Source organism: Candidatus Phaeomarinobacter ectocarpi (genome assembly GCF_000689395.1).
GTDB classification, from domain to species: domain Bacteria; phylum Pseudomonadota; class Alphaproteobacteria; order CGMCC-115125; family CGMCC-115125; genus Pyruvatibacter; species Pyruvatibacter ectocarpi.
This window is the reverse complement of the sequence record NZ_HG966617.1, coordinates 857,053-871,934: the sequence shown is the minus strand read 5'-3', so window position 1 is coordinate 871,934 and position 14,882 is coordinate 857,053. Positions and strand designations below refer to the sequence as shown.

18 protein-coding genes are annotated in these 14,882 nt (G+C 59.8%); 11 read left to right on the top strand and 7 right to left on the bottom strand.

Features of this window, described 5'->3' with window-relative positions; all coding sequences use genetic code 11:
- Positions 1 to 118 precede the first annotated feature (118 nt).
- The 3 genes from BN1012_RS04150 to BN1012_RS04140 all read left to right on the top strand — a co-directional run bounded on the left by BN1012_RS04150 (position 119) and on the right by BN1012_RS04140 (position 1,583).
- The gene (locus BN1012_RS04150; protein WP_043948645.1) at positions 119 to 532 is read left to right on the top strand and encodes a hypothetical protein; all 414 of its coding nucleotides are present in this window, start codon (positions 119 to 121) and stop codon (positions 530 to 532) included.
- A 246-nt stretch (positions 533 to 778) separates the two neighbouring features.
- Positions 779 to 1,219, top strand: a complete 441-nt coding sequence (locus BN1012_RS04145; RefSeq protein WP_122381339.1) for a SufE family protein — start codon at positions 779 to 781, stop codon at positions 1,217 to 1,219.
- A 1-nt stretch (position 1,220) separates the two neighbouring features.
- A complete protein-coding gene (locus BN1012_RS04140; RefSeq protein ID WP_043948643.1) occupies positions 1,221 to 1,583 on the top strand; it encodes a DUF4345 family protein in 363 nt (120 codons plus the stop codon).
- 4 nt (positions 1,584 to 1,587) lie between these two features.
- Here the strand turns inward: BN1012_RS04140 and BN1012_RS17770 are convergent, their stop codons facing one another.
- Positions 1,588 to 2,508, bottom strand: a complete 921-nt coding sequence (locus tag BN1012_RS17770; RefSeq protein ID WP_052534537.1) for a DUF6456 domain-containing protein — start codon at positions 2,506 to 2,508, stop codon at positions 1,588 to 1,590.
- 4 nt (positions 2,509 to 2,512) lie between these two features.
- The gene (locus BN1012_RS04130) at positions 2,513 to 2,785 is read right to left on the bottom strand and encodes a helix-turn-helix domain-containing protein (RefSeq protein ID WP_244442945.1); all 273 of its coding nucleotides are present in this window, start codon (positions 2,783 to 2,785) and stop codon (positions 2,513 to 2,515) included.
- Positions 2,786 to 3,073: 288 nt separating this feature from the next.
- Here BN1012_RS04130 and BN1012_RS16635 point away from each other — a divergent pair, with 288 nt between their 5' ends.
- Positions 3,074 to 3,652, top strand: coding sequence for a helix-turn-helix domain-containing protein (locus BN1012_RS16635; protein WP_052534534.1), 579 nt, complete (start codon positions 3,074 to 3,076; stop codon positions 3,650 to 3,652).
- On the opposite strand, the gene BN1012_RS04120 is transcribed toward BN1012_RS16635, so the two are convergent.
- Entirely contained in the window at positions 3,649 to 5,631 is a 1,983-nt protein-coding gene (locus tag BN1012_RS04120) for a hypothetical protein (protein ID WP_145973415.1), read from the bottom strand. The two genes, BN1012_RS16635 and BN1012_RS04120, sit on opposite strands and share 4 nt — an antisense overlap.
- A 147-nt stretch (positions 5,632 to 5,778) precedes the next feature.
- Here BN1012_RS04120 and BN1012_RS17705 point away from each other — a divergent pair, with 147 nt between their 5' ends.
- Positions 5,779 to 6,537 (top strand): GNAT family N-acetyltransferase, encoded by a 759-nt coding sequence (locus BN1012_RS17705; protein ID WP_043948640.1) that lies wholly within the window; start codon positions 5,779 to 5,781, stop codon positions 6,535 to 6,537.
- Between the two features lie 41 nt (positions 6,538 to 6,578).
- On the opposite strand, the gene BN1012_RS04110 is transcribed toward BN1012_RS17705, so the two are convergent.
- Entirely contained in the window at positions 6,579 to 6,905 is a 327-nt protein-coding gene (locus BN1012_RS04110) for a P-II family nitrogen regulator (RefSeq protein ID WP_052534532.1), read from the bottom strand.
- A 20-nt stretch (positions 6,906 to 6,925) separates the two neighbouring features.
- Positions 6,926 to 7,912 carry a sodium-dependent bicarbonate transport family permease gene (locus BN1012_RS04105; RefSeq protein WP_043948639.1) on the bottom strand — a complete coding sequence of 329 codons (987 nt, stop codon included), beginning with the start codon at positions 7,910 to 7,912 and terminating at the stop codon, positions 6,926 to 6,928.
- A gap of 154 nt (positions 7,913 to 8,066) precedes the next feature.
- On the opposite strand from BN1012_RS04105, the gene BN1012_RS04100 reads away from it, so the two are divergent.
- Complete coding sequence (locus BN1012_RS04100; RefSeq protein ID WP_043948638.1) at positions 8,067 to 9,128, top strand: aromatic ring-hydroxylating oxygenase subunit alpha; 1,062 nt, start codon at positions 8,067 to 8,069, stop codon at positions 9,126 to 9,128.
- 12 nt (positions 9,129 to 9,140) lie between these two features.
- On the opposite strand, the gene BN1012_RS04095 is transcribed toward BN1012_RS04100, so the two are convergent.
- Positions 9,141 to 10,058 (bottom strand): alpha/beta hydrolase, encoded by a 918-nt coding sequence (locus tag BN1012_RS04095; protein WP_043948637.1) that lies wholly within the window; start codon positions 10,056 to 10,058, stop codon positions 9,141 to 9,143.
- 112 nt (positions 10,059 to 10,170) lie between these two features.
- On the opposite strand from BN1012_RS04095, the gene BN1012_RS04090 reads away from it, so the two are divergent.
- On the top strand, positions 10,171 to 10,482 hold the full coding sequence (locus tag BN1012_RS04090; RefSeq protein WP_052534529.1) for a hypothetical protein: 312 nt from the start codon (positions 10,171 to 10,173) through the stop codon (positions 10,480 to 10,482).
- Entirely contained in the window at positions 10,479 to 11,282 is an 804-nt protein-coding gene (locus BN1012_RS16630) for a helix-turn-helix transcriptional regulator (protein WP_052534528.1), read from the top strand. Before BN1012_RS04090 ends, BN1012_RS16630 begins: the two co-directional genes overlap by 4 nt.
- Before the next feature lie 6 nt (positions 11,283 to 11,288).
- Here BN1012_RS16630 and BN1012_RS04080 read toward each other — a convergent pair whose 3' ends face one another.
- Positions 11,289 to 12,449: a DUF2336 domain-containing protein gene (locus BN1012_RS04080; RefSeq protein ID WP_043948635.1), complete on the bottom strand. Its 1,161-nt coding sequence runs from the start codon at positions 12,447 to 12,449 to the stop codon at positions 11,289 to 11,291.
- A 262-nt stretch (positions 12,450 to 12,711) separates the two neighbouring features.
- On the opposite strand from BN1012_RS04080, the gene BN1012_RS04075 reads away from it, so the two are divergent.
- The 3 genes from BN1012_RS04075 (at position 12,712) to BN1012_RS04065 (ending at position 14,876) form a co-directional block, all read left to right on the top strand.
- Positions 12,712 to 13,023: a hypothetical protein gene (locus BN1012_RS04075; RefSeq protein WP_145973414.1), complete on the top strand. Its 312-nt coding sequence runs from the start codon at positions 12,712 to 12,714 to the stop codon at positions 13,021 to 13,023.
- 59 nt (positions 13,024 to 13,082) lie between these two features.
- Positions 13,083 to 13,520 (top strand): Rap1a/Tai family immunity protein, encoded by a 438-nt coding sequence (locus tag BN1012_RS04070; RefSeq protein WP_043948633.1) that lies wholly within the window; start codon positions 13,083 to 13,085, stop codon positions 13,518 to 13,520.
- Positions 13,521 to 13,619: 99 nt separating this feature from the next.
- Positions 13,620 to 14,876: an MFS transporter gene (locus BN1012_RS04065; protein WP_043948632.1), complete on the top strand. Its 1,257-nt coding sequence runs from the start codon at positions 13,620 to 13,622 to the stop codon at positions 14,874 to 14,876.
- Positions 14,877 to 14,882: the final 6 nt, after the last annotated feature.

Genomic DNA, 14,882 nt, shown 5'->3' with positions numbered 1-14,882 from the left:
CAACCTCACAAGACCCCCGCGCCTAATCTCGCAGCATGATTAGAAGCAATGCCCTCTAATGCTGTGGATCGGATGAACCGGTCCAGGCGAAAGACGGCGCAACCGAGGGGTCGGTTTGATGCTTATTTTGAGAATTGCCTTCTGGATTGCCGTTGTTGCGGTTCTGCTGCCATCGGCGCCAAGCATGTCTTCTTCTGACGGCACGGCACAGGCTGCGTCAGGCGCACCTGCTGGCGACGCGGAAGTCTTCGATGCCAGCGCCGCTGTAGATATGGCCATGAACACAGGCTCTGACGTTTTGAGCTTTTGTGAACGCAATGACGCTGTATGCGACACCGTTGCTGCCGGCGGATCACACGTTGCAAACCAACTCATCTACTACACCGGTGAAGCTGTGAGCTGGGCTGCGCAGGCCCTCATTGATGCCCGCAGTGCCGAGACTGGTGCGCCTGGCGTATCGCCGGCTGCGCCCGTAACGCCCGCTGAAGTTACTGCAGATGTCCCCGCGCCCATCCCCTCACAAGGCGCGTAGGCAAAAACCGGGCTGACCCGGGAACCAGAAGCAGCCTTAGCTGTTTCACAATTATAGCGATCCTCTCAAGGGCGCGTATTGCACATCCCAAAGACCTTCCCCCCCCAGGTCTTGTCCCCTCAGTGCAATACGCGCCATTTTTTTGCCTGTTTCCCACCAGTTGTCTCACCAGCCCCAAAAGCCTATGTCTTTGAGGCAAGAGGGATGGCGTATCCAGCCATCGCGCTATGCTGATCAAGGACGTGTCTGGCTGTGAGTATCAACGATCTGATTGACGACTTTTCCTATCTTGATGATTGGGAAGACCGGTATCGGTATGTGATCGAGCTGGGCAAAGACCTTGAGCCACTGCCAGAGGCAGAACACTCGGACGCAAACAAGGTAAAAGGCTGTGTGAGCCAGGTTTGGCTCCAGACCCATGTTGCCAGGGGCGACAATGGTGAGCCGGTTCTTACCTTCATTGGCGACAGTGATGCCCATATTGTGCGCGGGCTCATTGCGATTGTGCTGCGGCTGTATTCAGGACGTCCGGCTTCCGAGATCGCCAAAACACCGGCGGACCCGGTTTTTCAGCAGATCGGTCTTGATGAACATCTAAGTCCACAACGCTCAAATGGTCTGCACGCGATGGTCGGTCGAATTCAGGCCGATGCCTCTGCAGCTCTGGCAGACGCCGGGGTCGCCTAGCATGGGTCTTTATGTCCTGCCTTACATTGGCGGTGTCATCGGGCTGGGGCTTGGGCTGTTTGCTATTTTTCGTCCCTATGGCGCGGCAAAGCTTGTCGGGATCAAGATTGACGACGCATTGCCGCATTCAATTTCCGAAGTTCGGGCAACCTATGGGGGCGTGTTCGCCGGGGGGCACGCGTTTGCCCTTGTAACCGGCAGCGACACGGCTTTTGTGACGCTCGCCTGCGGCTGGGGATTGACCGGTATTGTGCGACTTGTGTCGATGGTGATTGATCGCGCGGCCAACGGAGCCAATTACGGCGGCACCGCATTTGAGTTCGTCATAGCCGCCCTGCTTGCAACACCGTTCTTGATTAGCTGACCCCTCACGCCTGCGATTCCGGCGGCGGGTCCATCTCGGGTGCGTCCGGCGCATGCCAAACGTAGCTGGACCTGTTTCGCCCGCCAGATGATCCATTGAAGCCGTAATAGCCAGCCAGACGCTCCAGTGCGATGGCGAGCACGACTTTGCCTGAGCGTTGCGGCCACCCCATGCGTCGCTCGGCATCTTCAAGGCCGCTCAGGTAGCAACACACATCCACCAGCGGTTCCGCGAGGCCGGGCCCGACGGCATCCAATGCCTTATAGAAGCGCTGGCGTGCGGCCAGTGCTTTTTCGCTGACATTCAGACCCTCATTCGCGTTGCGGCGATTGCCGTCGAGCTGGACGGACCAGTCCGCGGTCACCCGCTGGGTCATCTGGGCGCTGGTGAAATCCGCGCGCAGTTTTTCACCGGCCTCAAACTGGTTTTGTGAAATGAGCGCCTTGCCGTTGGCACCTTTGCGGCGACGCAGCCACCCAAGCGGTGTTTCCGCTAGGTTTACGCGCATGGGCGTGAGCGCGGTTCTTGTGCCGTCCCCTCGCCCGTCAATCATCCGGGTACCTTCGAGTTGATGCTGGGCACGAAAGGGGTCCACGGTCGCCGCGTCCCGGGAGACACGGGCACGGCCAAGATCCGTAAGGGTGAACTCATCACCGGTTGCTGCAATCAATCCGTCGCGCTCAAACGCATGAACGATGCGCGCGTCCACACGGGTGCGCGGGGTGCCACCGCGCGATCTTCCCGAGCGTATGGCGTAGCGCTTTGTCTGGGGAACCGGAACAAGGTGGGTGCCCGGCGACACGAGGCGCGGCAGAATACGGCGCGCCTCCCGGTCAAGTTCGCCTTTCGCGATGGCTACCGGTTTTGCGGGCACAGGGGCTGCTGATGGGGGTGTGAGCCATTTGGAGGGAGGTGTTTTTGCCATGGCGCTAAACCTCCTTGCCGGTGGCCGCGCGCAGTTGCCATTCCAGGCGCGAGAGGAGCTGGTCAAACACCACGTCGTCCCGGGACCATTCCACCTTGCGGCAGGCATGGGAGACGGTGGACCTGTCGCGGCCAAACTCATCGCCAACGCTCGTGAGCGTGACCCCGAAGACCACATGGGTGAGGTACATGGCAACCTGGCGGGCGTGACACGCCGCAGAGGATCCGCGCTGGGCAGACACAAGCTCATCCACAGACACATTGAACTGATGAGACACAAATGCTCGCACAAGTTGTGATAACTGCCTACTTTGCGACTTATACGTAGTGAGTCTGGGCCCTGAGGCCGTTGGCCTTCTCGCGTCAATTACGTTCGGCATTGAGGTTTTCCCCGCTATCCTATAGGAACATAATACGAACTTACTGTTCGATTTGCGATATTTTTACGTATTGCGTAAACACCGGGGATAGATTTTTTGGCAATCGACTGAAAAAAGTCTGGTTGCAATCCGTCTTAGAAGCTCCGACGCAGGTTCGGAGACAGAGCAATGATCAGGGGGCAGGCAATGCAGACACGTATTCGGCACTACCGGAAACTGCGCGGGCTGACCCTGCAGCAGCTGGCCGACAAGGTAGAAACCACACCTCAGACCATTTCCCGGCTGGAAACCGGCAACATGACGGTCTCCATTGACTGGCTGGAGCGATTTGCCGGTGTCTTTGATGTCCAGGTGCGTGATCTGATTTCCGGCACCCAGGGCCGCGAAATTGACCTGATGGGTACATTGGCCGGCGACGGTGCGGCACTGACGGCAACGGAAGCGGACCTTCCCGGCTTCGCGGTGGATATCCCCGCCGACCGCCCCGTCGCCGTATGGCTGTCGGGCAGAGTCGGCCCCTATGAGGCGGGAGATCTCTTGATCGGCAACCGGCTTGAAGGAGCAGACCTTGCAGCGGCCCATGCTCAGGATTGCCTTGTCCCCGGAGACAACAACAGTTTGTATCTGCGCCGCGTGGCGCGGGAGGACAGTGGACTGTTCACGCTGATGCCGCTTGATGCGGGCGGAGACGTGCGCTTTGGCGCGGAGCTCGACTGGGCTGCGCGCATTGTCATGCGCATTCAGTATTTCAGAAAGCCGCGCTAATTCGCATCCATGGACCCTTCGGGGGACTGATCGTCAGGCGCCTGGGCGATGCAGACGCCCGACCAGCGGCCGCCATTTGTGATCTGATCCGGTGACAGGCCCCAACTGCCGCGAAACACGCCATCGCCCTCAAGTGTCAGGCGCGCGCCGCCGGAACTGATTTCTGACACCCACACACCGCGCAGTTGGGTATTCCGTATACGGCCAAACAAAAAACCTGGCTGCACACCGGGATCCCGGCCATATGACCCGGTAACCGTTTCATCATCGTGCTGCACAGTGACGAGGCGCCCAAACTCGGTCCGCCAGACGCCGGTCCACCCGTCGCAGCGGTGCGGCTCAGGCTTGGTGACACGCAGTGGCGTTGCCGCCAGAAGCGCGCCGCCTTCCGCAGCTCCAGCATAGACAGCCGCGGTGTAAGAACCCTCCGGCGGGGCGCGGAAAAGCAGGCGCGATTTTGGATCGCCTGAAACTTCCGCCTGCTCGACTGTGTCGGCAAGCAGATCAACCGATATGGCAATCGCACCGTTCGCTTCATCCAACGGTACGAGAGCCACATGACCACCATTGGCGAGGCACCGGTTGTTGCGGATTTCCAGATCAAGCTCGATCGCGCTGCCCTGCTGGTAGGCCGTACGCGTCAATGAAATGCCAGGCACGGGCTCAGCGGACACACCGGCGTCACTGAGCACCGCAGGGCTGATCGCCACTTCTTCTTCAAGGGTCTTGATCAACTCAAGCCTTGGCTCCAGCACCGGCTTGCCAACCAACACAGCTGCCCGCTGTGTGCCCTGATCAATCGCCTCCTGCGCGCTGCACCCGCTGCGCACAGAGCAAACGGCGGACGCATTGATCGCCCGGCGCAACTGAAAGAGAGTTCGTGTCAGCTGCGGGTCAACGCCGGGACAGGATAAGGCATGGGTCGCTTTCGCCCCTGCATCTACCGGCTTTGTGCGTTCAAGGCGCATGAGAGATTTCATCGCTGTTTCAAGGCGGCCTGCTGCCCGCTCCCATGCTGCAGGCTGGGACACACGCTTTTCCAGACGCAGACTGCCCAGCGCATCGCGCATGCCGGCAAGTGCCAGGCGGAGCGAGACGCGCCGCCAGCGCGGAGGACGCCCTTCCCCCGAAACCGGCTTGATCAAATTTTTTTCGATGTTGGCCAGGCTTGCGGCCAGCTCCTGTGTCCCCTGCGGATCAAGACCGGTCGTATCGAAGATCTCTGCCAGGCGCGACAAGGCTTGAAGGCCGGACATGCTAACGGACACGGTTGCTGCGTCCGAGGTGTGGGTGAGGTCAGGCGGCACGGCTTCAACCACCGTTTCAGATGTTTCCCCAACGGCAGCACTCAAGATGCCATCTGCAAAAGCGGCGCTTTCCAGCAGGACGTGACGTGCCGTGCAGTCAGCGCCGGGGCACGGCATGGCCGAGCAGGTGAGTGCTTCGGTTTCCAGTGCCCGTGTTGTCGCGCGGATGGGTGACAGGACGCGATCAAGGTCCACCATCTGGTCGCCGCCAATAACCGCGCAGGCAGGGGATGCTGGTGTGATCACGCGGTGAGATGCGCTGCAGATATTTTCCATCAGACATGCAGATGCCGCGCGCGCCGCAGCTTGCGCCAACAGATCAACGCCCATTGCTATCTGGTTTGAACGATCTGCCGCCTTCGAATGCGCAAGTGCGGTTTGCTGCTGCGTCCAGATTGTTGATCCGCTGTCCAGACGTGCCGGGCCCGGCCACCTCATTTTGGATGGGTCTGTCTGGATGCGGCTCGCATCCAGTGCTGCCTGTGCCTTGCTGTTGAGATTTGCTGCCTTGTCCGCCAGATCGCCCGCGAGCGACCTGCTGATCTCACATATGGGACAAGGCGGGCTGGATTGAGCTGCTGCACTCTCCTGAGCGGCACCGAATGCAGGATTCAGAATGAGTGCTCCCCCCAAACCAATCACCGCCACGATGAGGTTTCGGGGTGATGGCACGCGAAATGACCACAAAAAGCGTCTGTCAGGCCGAATCAGGGTTGGGATGGGCTGCATTCTTCTTATATTGCAGAGCAACATAGCCTTTGTGTATGGTTCGCCGACCGATTGCAGCTGACACATTGTCAGCACCAGAAAGGTATTCTCATGGCTACAGCCCGAAAAAGCGCTCCAAAGTCCAAAGCGCGGACGAAAACAGCTGCCCGTAAAACAGCGGCCAAGAAGCCAACTGCGCGGAAAACCGCCGCAAAATCAGCTTCAAAGACAGCATCAAAGAAGACAGCAGCGCCCAAGGCTGAAGCCAAGCCTTCAAAGCCCCGCGCAATTGCTCAGCCGGTTATTCGCCGAATCTGGCCGCTGGAAGCAGATGCCATGCGCCGCCATTTGTGCCGCCTCGACCGCGACGATCGCACGTTGCGGTTTGGCCGTCCGGTCACCAACCGCTTTATCCAGACCTATGTGGATCGCATCGACTGGTTCCGCGACATCGTGATTGGTGCGGTTGTGGACGGTGAAGTGACAGCGTCGGGTATCCTCACGCCGATCGGATGGCGTCTGCCGCTCGAAGGATCAGCTGCTGTTGCCGTTGAAAGCAACATGCAGGGTTACGGCCTTGGATCTGAGCTGACAAAGCGGATGCTGACGATTGGCCGCAACCGTTTCATGAGCCGGATTTACATGCTCTGCCTCGTCAAGAATGAGCGCATGTACCGGATTGCGGAAAAGTTCGGTGGTGAAGTTGACCGGTTCCGTGACGAGACTGTGGAAGCGCAGTTCGACCTGTCACGTCCCACGGTGTCAACGGTCACCACGGAGGCCGTGTCAGAAGGCCTTGCCCTGGGACGCACGGTTGTGGGCAAGGTGCCTGTGATCGGCGCATTGGCGAACGGCACGCACGCGGCGTAACCCGCTTTGACACATTGAAGACGTTGAGTGCGGGCGAACCCTCAGGGTTTGCCCGCAAATCGTTCTGGGCGTAGCACCTGCGCCTCGCTGACGGACACTATGCCGGGATAGCGCTCAAAGAGCTTGCTGATTTTCGCAAGCACCTCGTCGGCGCCTTTATCGTCTGTGATGGCGATGACCACGATGTGGTCTTCTGCCCCGGTCAGCTGATCTTCCTGCCAGACACCGGATGTCCCTGCCCCGCCCACTGTCTTGAGCGCTGTCCAGCCGGTTACCCCGACCGTCTCGAAGACGCGCGCGAACACCCGCAGATGGGCCTTGGCAATTGCCAGTTCGATGCGTTTGCACGTGGTTGTTTCTATAGCCATTGAATTGTGCCTTGCATGGGTTATCCCGCCAGCATCTGCGCAGCAGATATGTAGAGTGGGATTCCGATGACGAGATTGAAGGGGAACGTGATCGCCATCGACAATGTCAAGTAGATAGCCGCATTGGCCTCGGGCAGCGCCATGCGCATTGCCGCCGGAACCGCAATATATGAGGCGCTGGCGCATAGCACGGTCAGCAAGGCGACGCTGCCGACATCAAGACCCAGCAATGTGCCACTCACGACGCCGAGCACTGCCGCAATCAGCGGCATGTAGATGCCAAAGGCCGCGAGCGGAAATGTCAGACCGGTGGATTCCCGCAGACGACGCGCGGCAAGCAGCCCCATGTCCAGCAGGAACAGGCACAATATGCCTTTGAAGGGCGCTTCCACAAAAGGACCGATCGACTGCATTCCCTTGGTGCCTGTGGCAATGCCGATGATGAAGGCCCCGATGAGCAACACCACACTGCCATTGAGAAAGACCTCTCGGGCAAGGCTGCTCCAGGGGGTGGCGGTTTCAGGACTGGAGGATGTCACCGCCCCGCGCGCCAAGAGAAGGCCCGCAATAATGGCTGGCGTTTCCATCAAGGCCATGACGGCAACCATGTAGCCGTCAAAGACAAGCCCCATGGATGTCACGACCTCGGTCGCGGCCACGAAGGTGACCACGCTGATGGAGCCGTAATGCGCTGCGACGGCGGCACGGGTCGCGTCATCGAGCCGTGTGGTCATGCGCAGCAGCGTGTGTGCAATGACCGGGACGATGAAGCCCAGAATGATGCCCGCCAGTGCGGTCACCAGCAGCTGCGTGCTCAACCCGGCTTCCGCGACCGATACGCCGCCTTTGAAGCCGATGGCAAGCATGAGGTAGAGGGCAAGCCCCTTACCCACCGCTTCGGGCACTGACAGCTCCGACCGGGCAAGGGCTGCCAGGAAGCCAAGGGCAAAGAACAGCACCATGGGCGAGGCCAGGTTGGCGAGCGCGACGTTGAGTGTGTCAGCCATAGATTTTCGAAATCCAATCGTGATACGCGGGATTCAGCATAGGGTGGCTCTTGTTTTGACACAGCACAATTGCTGTTCATACCTAGACCAGTGCATAACACGCAGGCGTGGCAAAATATGTGTTGGAATTATCGCCGCAACAAACAGGCTGGCAATGGATCAGAACGACGGCTTCCTGAAAGATATCTGGTATTTCGCGGTTCATGGCCGGGAAATAAAGCCGGGTGCGCTGGTGCACAAGGTGATTGCAGGTCAGCCGGTGCTGGTCGGGCGCACCAAGGCGGGTGATGCCTTCGCCATTCGCGACATCTGCCCCCATCGCGGTGTGCCGCTTTCTGCCGGTAAATTTGTTGAAACAGACAATCAGCCTACGGTGCAATGCCCTTACCATGGGTGGCGGTTTGGCACCGATGGTGTGTGCAAGCACATTCCCTCTTTGTACGAGGGGCAGGATATGGATCCGACGAAAATTGCCGTGACGTCCTATCCCTTGCGGGAGCAACAAGGGGCGTTGTGGGTTTTTGTCCCGTCCGACCTGCGCAACCCGGCGCAGCCGACGGAAGAACCGCCACTGATGCCCGGTGTGGGCGACCGCCCGGCGCGCATCTACCAGAAGTTTGACCTGACCTGCCATGTAGACAACGCGGTGATCGGGCTGATTGACCCGGCGCACGGACCGTTTGTGCACAAGAACTGGTTCTGGCGCGATGAAAGCGGCATGCGCGAAAAGGCCAAGGAATTTGCGCCGGTCAAGAATGGCTTTGTGATGGTGGGGCACAAGCCCTCAGCCAATTCCAAGGTCTATTCGCTGCTGGGCGGCGACGTAAAAACCGAGATCAGTTTTCTAATTCCCGGTGTGCGCATTGAGCACATTACGGCGGGCAAACACCATGTTGTCGGCATGACCACGGTCACGCCAACAGGCCCCGAAGAAACCGAGATCACCCAGAGTTTCTACTCGACGAACCCGGTGCTCAATTTTCTGGCGCCCGTGTTCAAGCCATTCATGTATCACTTCCTGAAACAGGATGCGGACATTGCCAACATCATGCAGGAGGGGTTGAAGTTTGATCCTCGCCTGATGCTGATCAATGAATCCGACATTCAGGGCAAATGGTATTTCAGCATGAAGGCTGAATGGGATCGTGCCCGGGCAGAAGGCCGCCCCTTCAAGAACCCTGTTCCCGAAAAAACCGTGTTGCGCTGGCGCAGCTAACGCCCAACCGCGTCAGGGTTTCATATGGGTGCTCAGGAAGTCGGCGCCGCGCTGCACCGCCTGCAGCCCTTCTTTCAGTATCGGATGGAAGGCATGCCACACATGCACCATGCCGTCCCAGACTTCGAGTTCGGCAGTTGTGCCAACCCGGCGCATTCCAGCAACAAGGTCACGGGCATCGTCTACCAGCACTTCGCGTTCACCCACCTGTACCAGGCAGGGGGGCAGTCCTGACAGGTCCGCATAGACCGGCGACGCCAATGGTGACGTGATGTCTGCCCCGTTCATGTAGGCGCTGGCGGATTCGAGAATGCCCTGCTGGGTGATCGAGGGATCTATGGTTGCGCGGGACTTGTAGCTTGGCCGGTTGCAGGCCATGTCCGTCCACGGACAAAAAAGCAGGGCGGCCGCCGGTAGGGGCAGACCTTCCTCGCGGGCTTTCAACATCAATGCCACCGCAAGTCCACCGCCCGCAGAATCGCCTGCGACCGCAATATCCTGTGCAGATATGCCTTCGTCGAGAAGCCAGCGATATGCAGCAAGCGCATCCTCCACGGCCGCGGGATATGGGTTCTCAGGCGCGAGACGGTAGCTGACGCTCAGACATCTCATACCGGCAAGCTGCGCCAGTTTTGACGTCAGGTGCCGATGTGATGTCGCTGACCCGAAGACATACCCGCCGCCGTGAAAATAGAGCAGGCATTTGCCCGCCTCAGCACCTGGCGGCACCTGCCATTCGCACGGCACACCGCCTGCCTCAACAGCACCGATCTGGATGTCCGGGTCCGTGGGGAAGGTGATGGCGTTTTCATCCACCGCGATGCGTCGGTCTGCCAAAGACAGCCCCATGCGGGAGGACGCGCGCTCCTGCAAATAGTCCGGAAGCGTTGCGGCCGTCAGAGCCGGGGCGGACGCCGATTGGGTGAGCATTGGTTCTCTTGTCATTCGCAAAGCCTAACGCAACACCTCGTGGAGGTGCGAATCGTATATCCTTGCCGTCAGACGGTTTTTACCGCCGTTGAAAAATTGGACCCGCTCACCTGTGACCCCGCTTTATTACAGCCGTGCCGCCTTCCGCGCGCTCGCTGCACTGCCGCATTCAGCGCAGGCTGCCGTGCGTGCCATGGCTGATATGCTGCGCATGCCGGAGCGGTCACTCGCGCCCATTCGCGCTCTGCCGGGCGGGCTTGAGCGTGATCTGGCGCAAGTTGCGGTTGAGGGTGTGGGACGACTGGTCTGCCGAATCACGCAGGAGAGGATCGACGTGCTGGCGATTGTGGGGCGTGATCATGCGTTGCCGCCTTCCGCCCCTCGGTCAGACTTTGGGCCTGTTCAGGTCGGCGGTGCTGCATGAGCAAGGAGCAGCCGGTCCAGATCATTGAAACACCACAGGGCGACGCGTCCTTTGCTGCGGTCCCCATCGAAACCTATCGGGTGATGGTGCGGGATCTTGAGGCGTATCGTGATCTCAAGACCGGCGTGAGCGAATTGCGGGCACTCGACGATGGCGAGGTGGCGCTGCCGGCTGACGTGGCGCACCGGATTGCCGACGGCGACAACCCGGTGCGGGTGTGGCGGGAACATCGCGGCCACAAGGCTGTTGCCCTGGCGCGGATGGCGGGCATAAGCCCGGCCTATTTGTCGGAGATTGAAACCGGCAAGAAGGAAGGCACTTTCAAAACCATGGCCGCCTTAGCGCGCCATCTCAACATCAGTCTTGATGACCTTGCGCCGATGGCGGACGACGAAGATGCCGACAGCCTGCGGCGCGCCGGTCGTGAAGCAGCCTTCAAGGCAGAGATTGCGGGCATTCGGGCGTCGATCTCCAGTGGCGCGTTCGACAGCGGCGCGGTGCGCAATGCAGCCGCGCGACTTGGACGGGACATGGATGCCATGGTGGTGGATGGGGCGGAACCCATCTGGGCGTCTCAGTTGACCGATGCGCTGGCACAGATCGTCGCGCTGGTGGATCAGGCCGAACAGGACATCGTCGAGACCGCGCGCAATGCGCAATCCCGGCTGGAGGAAATCATTTCGGTGGATGCATTTGCGGTTGCAACCAAGACGCCTTCACGCAAGTCCGCTTCGCGAAGTGATCAGGTCAGCCCGTCAGAAGATGCGGCGGCAGCGCCTCAGCAGATTGCCGGGGAATAGACCGCGCTAGGCAGCGGCCATGCGTCCGGCAGCCTTTATGGACGGCTTGGTGGCGCGCACCGTGTCGTCCCAGTACCTCAGCACCACATCGGCCCTGTCCGTTGCCACGCTGTCAAACAGCGCGGTCAGCCGGTTCACTTCAGCGGCAGTGCGGGACGTGCTGTCGCGATGGCTTGCGATAAGCAAGGCGAACTGAAGAAATTCCTTGCGCGTCATGCCCAGGGCTTTGGCTGCGACTGCCAGCGCTTCCCCGCCGGGATCCGTGACAATGTGCGCCGCTGTCTGTGGACGGATGTCTGCGTATTTGGCCAACAGGCTGACGACTTTGCGCATGTCGGTGCTGCGGGCGGCAGACAGAAGTTCCTCGCCAAGGCTTGGCCCGTAACGCCGCTGGGGCGCCATCATGCTCAAGGTCCGCATCAGTTCGGGATCGCTGGAAAAAGCATCAATGCCTTCGTCGATCGCGTCGTTCAGGGCTTCGCGCAGCATCCGCCGGTCGGCTGTAAACCGATTGACGATGTCGAGGCGCAGGCTGGACGAGGCCCACCAGAACATGGTGTGGGCCAGAGCGGGTGTGATGTCGTCTCGCGCCACCAGCAGGTCGCACAGGGCCGGCTCTTTTTCGCTCAGGTGGACAATGCGCTCATAGCCGGCGGCGGAGAACTGGGCGCCCTTGTTGCGGGCGATCTCGATCAGCGCCTCGGATTCACCGGTGGCAATCAGCGCATCGGTCACTGAAGAAGAAAGCTCTTTGCGCCTGGAGGTGGCGACCCAATGGTCGCGGCCCTTGGCTTGAATGACATCGACGAGGTCGCTGTCTCCCAGCGCCGTTGATTTTTCAAGCAATGGCCGCGCAACCGAGATGACGTCGTGGGCCAGGGTTACGATCACTTCCTGGGGGGCATCCGCGCGGTCTGCGAGGCGCGTGGCAAGGCGGGCACGAAGATCCACTTCTATGTGGCCGACAAGCTGGGCCAGCATCTGGTCCACGAGCTGGCGCTCCTGCGGCGTCAGCTGGCTTTCGGGCAAAAGGGCAATGTCCGTCAGGCGGCGCACAATCAGCGCGCGGGCCTTGCCGGCTTTGTCCTGTGCCAGAGCCACAAGCCCCAGCACTTCTTTTGCTTCCCGTCTCAGGGTCAGATCCTGGCGCTCACTGGCCATGGTCATGTCCTTCCTCAAAGTCGTGTGCTTTCTGCACGATTGGATGAGGATTGCGGACGCACCTTGAGAAGACGCCAAAACTGAGCTCGGCATTCGATTTTAGTGAGCGACAGATTTGTCCGGATTTTTACGGGTGTTTTATGCGGGTCCTCACAAACCCTCGTTTACCGCGTTTTTTGTGGCCCATCGCTCCCGCCATGCGGTTCTGCTAGGGTTTGCAAAATACATGTAAAAAGAATGCCGATTTGGCGTTTGCGGGAGAAAAGTCGTGGCACGCGCATTAGTAATTCCCATGGTGGCAGCCGTATTTGCAATGACAGTTGCGGGCTGCGCTCACGAACCTGACCGCGACCTGGAGCGGCTGCCGGCATATCAGGCTGGGTATGCTGATGGATGCCGGACAGCACAAAACCGGCAACGTGGCTTTGCCACCAAGACATTCCGCAATGACGATGCCTTTGACCAGAATTCCGCCTATCGCTCCGGCTGGCGCGAAGCTTCGATGAGCTGCGGTGCGTCTGATGGCCTTGGCCGAAACCGCATGTTTGAAGATCAGCAGATCGGCCCTACACGGCTTTAGAGCCTGCTTGTTGTCAGAAGTACTTGGCGGGTCATGCTGCATGGCTTTAGGCTTTGCATATGGGTCATTCAAAACGCGACCAGCATGGCATTGCCGGGGTCATTTTCACTGTTGTGACGTTCTTCATGCTGCTGGAAACGGCAGCGGCAAAGCCGCGCGTCGAATCCGGCCAGGACCTTTACAATGCCTGCCAGCAGGCGGTGAGGGATTTTGAGGTGGGCAAGACGCCGCAGAACTCTGTGGCGATCTATCACTGCAACCACTTTCTTTCCGGGTTGTTTCGCAGTCACCAGGTGATGACGCGCAACCGGCTGACAGCCAAACAGCATTCAAACGAGGACACGGACCGGGTGCAGTGCCTGAAGGTGCCGCAGGCAGCCAGTTTCAAACAGCTGGCCCAAAAGGTTGTCAATCAGGCGGAATGGGAGCCGGCACTGCTGGATGCGCCCGCGACCGAACTGGCGTTTTCAGCCTTTGATGCCCTGAACCCATGCTGACCGGCACCTCTTGCCCGACCGGGCGAAAGCGGGCATGCATACATCCGCAATATGACACCCAACATTCAATGCACTTTTGATTCCTGAAAGCCCTCGCGCGTGAACACTCAGTCTACGGATAGCAAACAAGACGGGGCCGAACCTGGTCTGTTCGGGTTTTACCTGGGCGGACAGGCAACCTGGTTCAGCAGCATTGGGCTCCAGATGGTGCTGTTTGCCTGGCTGGTGACAGATGTTCTTGATGAGCGGGCGTTTCGGGTTGGCCTTGCACAAACCGCCCTCATGGCTCCGTCGCTCCTGTTCATGATCTTTGGCGGTGCCTTCGCTGACCGGAGCGACACGCGGGCGGTTCTAATTCGCCTTCATTGTGCGGCGGCACTTCCGCCCCTTGCCCTGGCGCTGATCATTTTCTCAGGCGAGCTGCAATATGAGTGGCTGATTGTGTATGGCCTGATCATGGGGTCGCTCTCGGCATTTGCCATTCCCGCGCGCGACTCATTGCTGTCCACCGTCGCGGTCAAAGCCTTTGGGGAAGATATTCAACGGGCCGTGACGATGGCATCCGGCGTCCAGTTTCTTGGGCAGCTTGGGGGCATCATTGTTGCCGGTGCCGCCGCTGTGACGGGCGCGCCCGCCCTGCTTGCCCTACAATCGGTGGTCATGCTGTCCGGTGCCTTCATGGTGCGCAAGCTGCCGCCCGCGCCGCCGCTTGATCGTGAGCCTTCACATCCCCTGTCAGACATGCGCGACGGCATCGCGCAGGTGGCCCGGTCGCCCATCCTGCTGCCGGTGGTGTTGGGGATGTTTGCCGTCGGCGTCCTTTACGTTGGCAGCTTCATGGTGCTGCTGCCGCTTCTGGTCACCAATTATTATGACGGCGGCGCCACCGGCATCTCTATTGTGAATATCTGCTTTTGGGGTGGCACCATCATCGCCACCTTTGCCCTGCTGCGCTTCGGGCATATTCACCGGCGTGGGTTGATCATGACCTGCAGCCTCACAAGTGGTGCGGTCATTCTTTTTCTGATCGGTGTGCCTGCCCCGTTTTTTGTGATGTGCATTTTGTGCTTTGCATGGGGGCTGGGCGCAGGCACCTCCATGACCATGAGCAGAACCATTGTGCAGCTTGCAGCCCCTCCCACCCATCGCGCTCGGGTGCTGTCGATTTTTCAGCTGGGCTTTGCAGGCGGTGGCCCCATCGGCGCGTTTGCGTCCGGGTTCATCGTGGAACTGACGAGCATTCACACGGCGGCATGGATTTCCGCAGGGGTTATGGTTCTTGTCCTGCTGACACTGGCCACAACCACGCGGCTTGTATCCATCACGTCAGATGATGTGGCTGCTTCGCCGGCTTGAGCGCAG